This is a genomic window from Nocardiopsis sp. SBT366 (assembly GCF_001083815.1).
Classification (GTDB): domain Bacteria; phylum Actinomycetota; class Actinomycetes; order Streptosporangiales; family Streptosporangiaceae; genus Nocardiopsis; species Nocardiopsis prasina.
Map to the genome: position 1 here is coordinate 18,856 of NZ_LAVM01000074.1, position 8,637 is coordinate 27,492.

Annotated in this window: 6 protein-coding genes and 1 tRNA gene; 6 read left to right on the forward strand and 1 reads right to left on the reverse strand. The window is 70.3% G+C overall.

Going from position 1 to position 8,637, the window contains the following annotated elements; translation table 11 throughout:
• Positions 1-32 precede the first annotated feature (32 nt).
• The 6 genes from cysS (at position 33) to ADX84_RS20025 (ending at position 5,485) form a co-directional block, all read left to right on the forward strand.
• Positions 33-1,436, forward strand: coding sequence for a cysteine--tRNA ligase (gene cysS / locus ADX84_RS20000; RefSeq protein WP_049577618.1), 1,404 nt, complete (start codon positions 33-35; stop codon positions 1,434-1,436).
• Between the two features lie 130 nt (positions 1,437-1,566).
• Positions 1,567-2,541 carry a 23S rRNA (guanosine(2251)-2'-O)-methyltransferase RlmB gene (gene rlmB / locus ADX84_RS20005; RefSeq protein WP_049577621.1) on the forward strand — a complete coding sequence of 325 codons (975 nt, stop codon included), beginning with the start codon at positions 1,567-1,569 and terminating at the stop codon, positions 2,539-2,541.
• Between the two features lie 83 nt (positions 2,542-2,624).
• Positions 2,625-2,697, forward strand: a tRNA-Thr gene (locus tag ADX84_RS20010).
• A 100-nt stretch (positions 2,698-2,797) separates the two neighbouring features.
• Complete coding sequence (locus ADX84_RS20015; RefSeq protein ID WP_049577623.1) at positions 2,798-3,085, forward strand: hypothetical protein; 288 nt, start codon at positions 2,798-2,800, stop codon at positions 3,083-3,085.
• An 88-nt stretch (positions 3,086-3,173) separates the two neighbouring features.
• The gene (locus ADX84_RS20020) at positions 3,174-4,730 is read left to right on the forward strand and encodes an alpha/beta hydrolase (protein WP_049577626.1); all 1,557 of its coding nucleotides are present in this window, start codon (positions 3,174-3,176) and stop codon (positions 4,728-4,730) included.
• A gap of 32 nt (positions 4,731-4,762) precedes the next feature.
• Complete coding sequence (locus ADX84_RS20025; protein WP_049577639.1) at positions 4,763-5,485, forward strand: MerR family transcriptional regulator; 723 nt, start codon at positions 4,763-4,765, stop codon at positions 5,483-5,485.
• 31 nt (positions 5,486-5,516) lie between these two features.
• Here ADX84_RS20025 and ADX84_RS20030 read toward each other — a convergent pair whose 3' ends face one another.
• Positions 5,517-8,507: a family 16 glycoside hydrolase gene (locus tag ADX84_RS20030; protein WP_049577631.1), complete on the reverse strand. Its 2,991-nt coding sequence runs from the start codon at positions 8,505-8,507 to the stop codon at positions 5,517-5,519.
• Between the last annotated feature and the right edge of the window lie 130 nt (positions 8,508-8,637).

Genomic DNA, 8,637 nt, shown 5'->3' on the forward strand with positions numbered 1-8,637 from the left:
CAGGCCAGGGGAGAACGGATAGTCTTGACAACGTGAGTCTGCGCTTCTACGACACCAGTGCCCGACAGGTCCGAGACTTCACCCCGATTCGTGAGGGGTGTGCCTCCCTGTACCTGTGTGGTGCCACCGTGCAGGCACCTCCCCACATCGGCCACATCCGGTCCGGAGTCAACTTCGACATCCTGCGCCGCTGGCTGATCCACCTCGGCTACCAGGTCACGTTCTGCCGCAACGTCACCGACATCGACGACAAGATCATCCGGGTCGCCGCCGAGGAGGGTGTCCCGTGGTGGCAGGTGAGCGAGCGCAACCAGCGCGCCTTCACCTGGGCCTACGACACCCTGGGCTGCCTGCCGCCCACCGTCGAGCCGCGCGCCACCGGCCACGTGCCGGAGATGATCGAGCTCATGCGCCGTCTCATCGACGCCGGGCACGCCTACGCCGCCGACGACGGATCGGGCGACGTCTACTTCGACGTGCGCTCGCACCCCGCATACGGGGAGCTGTCCAACCAGCGCCTGGACCAGGTCGTGGAGTCCTCCGACTCCGACCCGGACCGCGACAAGCGGGACCCGCGCGACTTCGCCCTGTGGAAGGGCGCCAAGCCGGGCGAGCCCAGCTGGGACACCCCATGGGGACGCGGCCGCCCCGGCTGGCACCTGGAGTGCTCCGCCATGGCCACCAAGTACATGGGCCCCAGCTTCGACATCCACGGCGGCGGGATCGACCTGATCTTCCCGCACCACGAGAACGAGCAGGCGCAGTCGCGCGCCGCCGGTGACGGCTTCGCCCAGTACTGGCTGCACAACGGCATGCTCGCCATCGGCGGCGAGAAGATGGCCAAGTCCCTGGGCAACTCCATGAGGGTCCCGGACATGGTCCAGAAGGTCCGCCCGGTGGAGCTGCGCTACTACCTCGGCCAGGCCCACTACCGGTCCACCATCGACTACTCCGACACCGCGCTCCAGGAGGCCGCCGCCGCCTACCAGCGGATCGAGGGTTTCCTCACCCGCGCCGTGGAGGTGCTGGGCACGGTCGACCCTGCCGCGGACGTCCCGTCCGAGTTCACCGAGGCGCTCAACGACGACCTGGGTGTGTCCCAGGGGTTGGCGATCGTGCACGGCCACGTGCGCGAGGGCAACACGGCGCTCGCCTCCGGTGACAAGGAGCGGGTGCAGGGACTCGCCGCCGAGCTGCGCACCATGCTCTCGGTACTCGGTCTGGACCCGCTGAGCGAGCAGTGGTCCGGCGGCGGCGACCAGGGGCTGACCGAGGTCGTGGACGCCCTCGTGGCCGTCGCGCTCGAACAGCGCCAGGCCGCGCGCGGACGCAAGGACTTCGCGGCCGCCGACGCCATCCGCGATCAGTTGGCGGAGGCCGGTGTGGTGGTGGAGGACACCCCGCAGGGTCCCCGTTGGGATCTGCGCAGGGGCTGACCGCCGACGCGTGTGGTACCGGGACGGCACTAGGCTGGGAGTTTGCCGCCGCCCCTCGGCGCCGCGGCTACCCCATCGGCCGGAAGAGTTCTTCCGGCATGCCCGCGACACGTAACTGGAGGCGGCGACCATGCCGGCGAAGAAGAGCAAGAAGGGCCCCACGAAGGGCAGCGGCGGCAAGGGTCGGCGTTCCCTGGAGGCCAAGAGCGGCACCCTGCCCGCGGAGCAGCGGCACTGGTACGACGGCAAGCAGCGGAACAAGGCCGACAAGCGCGCCACGCAGACCGGCGGCCCGGCGGGTTCGGACAGCCCCCGCAAGGAGCGCTCGCCGAACCGTCCGGACAACTCCGACCTGCTGATCGGCCGTAACCCGGTGGTCGAGGCGCTGCGTGCGGGCATGCCCGCCACGCGTCTGTTCCTGGCCAACAGCCTGGACCCCGACGACCGGGTCAACGAGGCCGCCAAGCTCGCGGGCGCCCAGGGCGTGGACGTGGTGGAGGTCAACCGCACCGACCTGGACCGCCGCTGTGAGAGCAACGGCCTGCCCGGCGCCACCCACCAGGGCATCGTCCTCCAGGTCCGCCCGTACCAGTACTGGGCGGCCGAGGGGCTGCTCGACAGGGCGCTGGCCTCGGATACCCCGCCGCTGATCGTCGCCCTGGACGGGGTCACCGACCCGCACAACCTGGGCGCCATCGCGCGTTCGGCCGCGGCCTTCGGCGCGCACGGCCTGCTCATCCCGGAGCGGCGCACGGCCAGCGTGACCATGTCCGCGTGGAAGACCTCCGCGGGAACCCTGGCGAAGCTGCCGGTGGCCCAGGCCACCAACCTGACCCGGGCCCTGGAGATCTACAAGAAGGCGGGGCTGTTCGTCGCCGGTCTGGACGCCGGTGGTGACACCCAGCTGCCCGAGCTGGAACTGGCCAACGGTCCGCTGGTGATCGTCGTGGGCTCCGAGGGCAAGGGCCTGTCCCGCCTGGTCCGCGAGGTCTGCGACGTGGTCGCGAGCATCCCGATCAGCGGTGCCGAGTCCCTGAACGCCTCCGTGGCCGCCGGGGTCTCCCTCTACGAGGTCGCCCGCCGTCGCGGAGCCGAGGCCAGCTAGGCCCCGGTGCCGAGTAGGCCACTCGGCGCCGGACCCGGTACCATACAGCTTGGACGTACCGGGGCCAGGCGCCCCGGCGGTCGGCCGACGTAGCTCAATTGGCAGAGCAATCGCCTTGTAAGCGATAGGTTAGGGGTTCAAGTCCCCTCGTCGGCTCTCATGCTTCCTCAAGGCCCGGTCACCCGACCGGGCCTTGAGTCTTTTCCGGTGGCTTCGGGCTGGAGATGGGCCGTGTCGACCGAGGAGAATGGCCGCTATGGCCACTTTGCGCATCCGCGTCCGCGACGTCACCCCCGACCAGCACTCCGCGTTGATCCAGCTCCTGCGCGACTCCCTGATCCGGCAGGACCAGATCACCGTCGAGAGCACCGGAAATCCCTCGGGCCCCATGCTCTGGACCACCCTCGTTCTGCTCGCGGGCACCACCGCGATGCTTCTGGCGTGGATCTGGGGCGGCGAGTGGAGATGGGGCGTCACCGCGATCATCCCCGCCCTCATCAGCGTGGTCACCTTCGGCATGTCCGTCTCCAGGGACGGCTCGTGAGGGCCCGGTCGCTTCCCGGGCTTGACCCTGTTCCAGGAACACAGTGTCTGCTTGGCCCCGACGTGCTGGTCGAACCGAAGGGGTGGAAGTGGAACATCGTCGACGAGGGGGAAGGCTGGTCCGGGCCGGAGCCGGACTGCTGGCGCTGACGGGGGTCCTGGCGGGCTGTTCGTCGGAGGAGGCGGAGGGCGGCTCCGGGGCCCTGGACGCCTTCCACGAGCAGGAACTCAGCTGGGAGGGGTGCGCCGACTACCCGGACACGGCTGGGGAAGCAGCGCTGCTGGAGCTGGCACCGGGCTCCGAATGCGCCCGCATGGACGTGCCGCTCGACTACGAGGACCCCGAGGGCGAACTGGCCTCGGTGGCCGTGCTGCGGGTGCCCGCCCGGGGCGAGTCCATGGGTTCACTGGTCTACAACCCCGGCGGTCCGGGTGGTTCCGGTGTCGTGGGCGCGGCCCTGGCCTTCGCGGGGCTGGCGGAGAGCGAGATCACCGAGCGGTTCGACCTCGTCGGGTTCGACCCGCGCGGTGTCGGCGCCACCAGCCCCGCGGTGGACTGCTACACCGATGAGGAGGCCGACACCGGCGTCGTGCCGATGGGGTCGCAGGGCACCACCGTGAGCTTCACCGAGGACGACACCCGGGAGATCATGGAGCGGTGCGCCGAGGGGAGCGGTGGGGTCGAGGTCCTGGAACACCTGGGAACCCGGGACACCGCACGCGACATGGACGTGCTCCGGGCCGTCCTGGGCGAGGAGGAACTGACCTACTTCGGGCAGAGCTACGGCACCCGGCTGGGGGCCGTCTACGCCGAGCAGTTCCCCGACCGGGTGCGCGCGATGGTGCTCGACGGGGCGATGAGCCCGTTGGAGGGCAGCTTCGACCGGCGGGTCAACGCCTACGCCGGGTTCCAGGGAGCGTTCGACGAGATGGCCGCTACGTGCGCGGCTGAGACGGACTGCCCGCTGGGCACCGATCCCGAGCGGGCGACCGAGCGGTTCCAGGAGATCGTGCGGCCGCTGCGAGAGGAGCCCGTGCCCGCGCTGGGCGCCGAACTCGACTTCGACGGGGCGGTCGGAGGCGTGATCTCCGGGCTGTACTCCCCGCAGAGCTGGCCGCGGATCATCGACGGCATCGCCGAGGTCGAGGAGGGGCGGGGTGACACCCTGATGCAACTCATCTACGACTTCGGCCTGCGCGGGCCCGACGGGCGGTGGCCGAACTCGTTGGAGGCCAACCACGCGATCAACTGCATGGACGAGGAGCGCCTGACCCCCGAGCAGGGCGGTGAGCTGCGGGAGGCGACCTACGCCCAGGCCCTGTTCATGGACCCCGGTGTGGACGTGACGGACGGCGCCCGTGACGGGTGCGAGGCCTGGCCCGTCGAGCCGGAACTCGGGTTCCCCCACGCGGAGGACATCGAGGGGCTGCCCGACACGCTCGTGGTGTCGATCACCGGCGACCCGAGCACCCCGCACGCGGGCGGGATCGAGCTCGCGGACACCCTCGGGAGCGCGCTGCTCACCGTCGAGGGTGAGGGGCACGGGATCGTCTCCCTCGGGTCCAACGAGTGCGTGGACGAGGCCGCCGCCAGGTACCTGATCGACCTCGAGGTGCCCGAGAAGGGGGCGACCTGCACGCTCTGATGCGGTACACCGGAGTGTGAGAGGGGGTGTCCATGGGGTGGAGTACGAGTGAGCTGGCCGAGATGGCGGGCACGACGGTGAACACCATCCGCCACTACCACCGGGTCGGCCTGCTCGACCAGCCCGAACGACGCGGCAACGGATACAAGCAGTACCAGGCACGGCACCTGGCACGGGTCCTCCAGATCCTCCGGTTGCGCGAGATGGGCGTTCCGTTGGCGCGGGTGGACCGGATGGGGGACAGCCCGGCCGACTCCAAGGACGCCCTCCGCGCGCTCGACGCCGAACTCGCCGCCGGGATCGAGCGTCTGCGACGCGCGAGGCAGGAGGTGGCGGCGCTGCTGCGAGAGGGCACGCCCACCGACGTCCCGGCCGGGTTCGAGGGCGTCGCCGAGCGGCTGAGCGACGCCGACCGGGCGGTCATCGCGATCTCCAGCCGCTTCTACGACGAGCGTGCGGTGGAGGACCTCCGGACCATGATCGACGCGGAGCCGACCGACCTCGACCACGAGATGAACACCCTGCCGCCGGACGCCAGCGCGGACACGCGCCAGCGTCTGGCGGAGCGGGTCGCGGTGATCCTGGAGGAGCACCGGAGGAACCACCCCTGGTTGAGCGACCCGGGTTCGCGGCTGACGATGCCCCAGGCCGTGGTCGAGAAGGCCGCGATGATGTCCGTGACCGACCTCTACAACGAGGCGCAGCAGGACGTCATGCGCCGGGCCCTCCTGATCCTGGAGGGGGAACCCGAGTAGGGGCGGGACGCGTGCGCCCCGCCCCCGTCGGTCAGCCGAGTTCCTTGATCTGCACGTCGCGGAACCAGACGTCGGAACCGGTGTGGTGGTTCTGGAAGCCGATCCGGCCGGTCAGGTCGCGGTCGGGGTCCGCTCCCTCACTGTCGAAGTCGTTGATCAGCGTCCCGTTGAGGTACACCCTCACCCGGTCGCCCTCGACGACGATCTCGTAGGTGTTCCACTCCCCGGGCGGGCTGAGGGCCTCGTCGCGGGCCTCGATGTCGGCGCCCTGGAAGTTGTAGATGGCGCCGGTGGTGAGGTGGGGCTCGTCGGTGGCGTCGATCTGCACCTCGAAGCCCCGGTTGCGGGCGGCGGGGTCGCCCTGCGGGTCGTTGACACCGAGGTGGACGCCCGAGTTGTCGTCCCCGCCCATCTTCCAGTCCAGGCTCAGGCTGTAGTCGGTGAACTCCTCCGGATAGCTGGTGAAGCCCAGGCCGCCGATGGAGCGCATCGTGCAGTCGCCCTGGGAGACGAAGTCGCCGGGGCCGGACATCTCCCAGTCGGCCAGGCTCTCGGGGGTTCCGTCGAACAGCATCCGGTAGCCCTCGTCGGGTTCGGCCGGGGTGCAGGGCTCGTGCTGGACGCGCAGGTGGTCCCAGTTCACGTGCCGGTCGTCGTCCTCACCGGCGGTGACCGTGACGGTGTTGTTCCCCTCCTGGAGGTCGAGCTGCTCGACGTGGTCGGCCCAGGCCTGCCAGACCTCGGTGGTCTCGACGGTGATCTGTCCCAGGTCCTCGCCGTTGACGTCCAGCGAGATGGTCTTGGGCCCGACGAACGGGTTGGGGCCGCTGGAGTAGCGGAAGGTCACCGGATACGTTCCGGCCTCGTCGACGTCGACGTCCCAGGTCAGGGAGGCGCCGATGTTGCTGAACCCGTCCACGAACCCCTCACCGGTGTGGTGCGGGTGCTCGTTGGTGATGCCCGCGCCGCCGCGCAGCGTGCCGTCCTCGGCCTCGTACATGCCGATCTCGTTGGGCGGAGCCTCGTAGCCGGGGATGTTGTGGACGGTGTACCAGGCCTCGGTGCTCCACAGTTCGGTGCCGTCGGCCGACTCGAAGGGGCGGGGCGAGCGGACGTGCACCACGCGGTCCTCACGCAGACCGCCGATGTCCAGGCTGACCGTGTGCCCGTCGTCGGAGACCGAGGCGCCGGTGACGGGGAGGGTCTCCTGGTTGCGCTTGGGCCCGCCGTACTGCGAGGTCGGGTTGTACGACCACTGGGCCACGTCGTAGCGCTCGGCCGCGTTGGCGACCACGTCGTCGGAGACCGGCTTGGTGTAGGTGATGTCGAACCCGCTCCCGGTGACCTCCATGGACAGGATGTCCATGGCGTCCTCGGAGGTGGGGGTCAGCTTCTGGAGGCCGTAGGGGAGCTTGCCGGGCTGCTCCCAGTTGCCGCCGCCACCGATGCCGCCGACGTAGAAGTCGCCGTCCGGGCCGAGCGCCAGGCGGCTGACCCCGGACTCCAGTCCCTGGGTCATCCGGAACACCGCGCCCTGCTTCCGGCCGTCGACCTCCTCCAGGAAGGCTCGCTGGATCCCGCCGTAGGTGACGTCGCCGAACACCATCTGCCCCTCGAACACCCCGGACTCCACCAGCACCGGGTTGGTGGGCGAGTTGGAGATCTCGTTGTGCGGGAGCCACAGGACGGGCTGCGTGACCGGCTGGTCGTCGAAGGGCCCCGCCGGGGTCGTGTAGTGGTTGTAGAACGCGCCCTCCTCGATCTCGACGATCTTGGAGGCGGGCAGCCAGTCGCCCTGGTTGTCGGCGACGAGGATCTCCCCCTCGGCGCCCCAGCCGATGCCGTTGGGGGTGCGCAGGCCACCGGCGACGTACTCGACCTCGCCGGTCTCCTTGTCCACCCTGATCGAGGTGCCCCGGTTCTCCACGTGCTGGGGGATCGTGGTCTTGCCGCCGGGGGTGATGGCCACCGACAGGTTGAGGTAGTAGTTCTCGTCGTCGGCCAGGAGCCCGAAGCCGAACTCGTGGTAGGTGCCGCCGCTCGGCCAGGTGGCGATCTGCTCGGTGTCCTCGTAGACGCCGTCGCCGTCGGCGTCGACCAACCGGCTGAGCTGGTGCTTCTCCGCGACGATGACCTCGCCGTCCTCCACCAGCACGCCCTGGGGTTCGTTCATGTCGGTCGCGACGACCCGCGTGGTGATGTCCTCGGGGTCGGCGTCCTCACCGACGGTCCCCTCGACGATCTCCACGGCGCCGTCGAAGCTCTCCCGGCCGGCCCAGGTGGTGATGACCATCCGGCCGTCCTCGAACCAGTCCATGCCGGTGACGGTGGGCTCGAAGCCCTCCGGCCGCAGGTCGCTCACGGTGTAGTTCGGGTGCACTCCGGCGAGCGGGGCTCCGTCGCCGGGGCTCATGTCGGCGTCCGAACACCGCTTCACTCCGGGCGAGGTCACCCGGGTCACGTCGGAGTCGGTGGTGAGCACGTCCTCGGGGACGAGCGCGAAGCCGTCCTGACCGGGCGGGCTCCACTCCAGCCGCAGCGCCTTGTCGAAGGCCCCTTGGAAGTAGTCGATGCGCAGGGCGTGCGCGCCCTCGGTGAGCTCGGCCGTCCCGTCGACGGCGGTCGGCGGCTGGCGCTGGTCGTTCTCGATGATCTCCTCGCCGTCGAGGTACAGGCGCGAGCCGTCGTCGCTGATCAGGCGGAAGTCGTAGGTCCCGTCCTCGGGGACGTGCAGGTTCGCGATCACGTGCGCCATGAAGTTGTTGGCGATGCCGCCGAACTCCTCCGTGGTCTCGTAGTCGACGGTCTCGCGCAGGACGTCGACGTTGGGGGTCTGCCCCTCGACCAGGGTGCAGATCTGTTCGGGCTCGAAGCCCACGTCGAAGACCCGGAGGGTGACCCCGGGCTCCTGCGGAGGTAGGTCGGAGGGGAAGGCCAGCGCCGGGGCGGCTGGGAGGAAGGCCCCGGCGACCAGGGCGAACCCCAGGGTCGTCGCCAGGGAGCGGCGTGGTCTCAGGAACATGAACAGACTCCCTCGTGCGGGTCGGGTGAGTGCTGAACTCGGTGTGGCCTCGGGTGGGGGAGGGGCCCGCGGGCACGGCGGGGCGGGGGGAAGGGCGGGGGCAAGGGGGGGGCCGCCTGACGGTGGGGGG

Bases quoted from the DNA above. Each gene is read 5' to 3' on its own strand.
- ADX84_RS20025 (WP_049577639.1), top strand. From the start codon at position 4,763: ATGGGGTGGAGTACGAGTGAGCTGGCCGAGATGGCGGGCACGACGGTG.
- ADX84_RS20030 (WP_049577631.1), bottom strand. From the start codon at position 8,507: ATGTTCCTGAGACCACGCCGCTCCCTGGCGACGACCCTGGGGTTCGCC.
- rlmB (WP_049577621.1), top strand. From the start codon at position 1,567: ATGCCGGCGAAGAAGAGCAAGAAGGGCCCCACGAAGGGCAGCGGCGGC.
- ADX84_RS20015 (WP_049577623.1), top strand. From the start codon at position 2,798: ATGGCCACTTTGCGCATCCGCGTCCGCGACGTCACCCCCGACCAGCAC.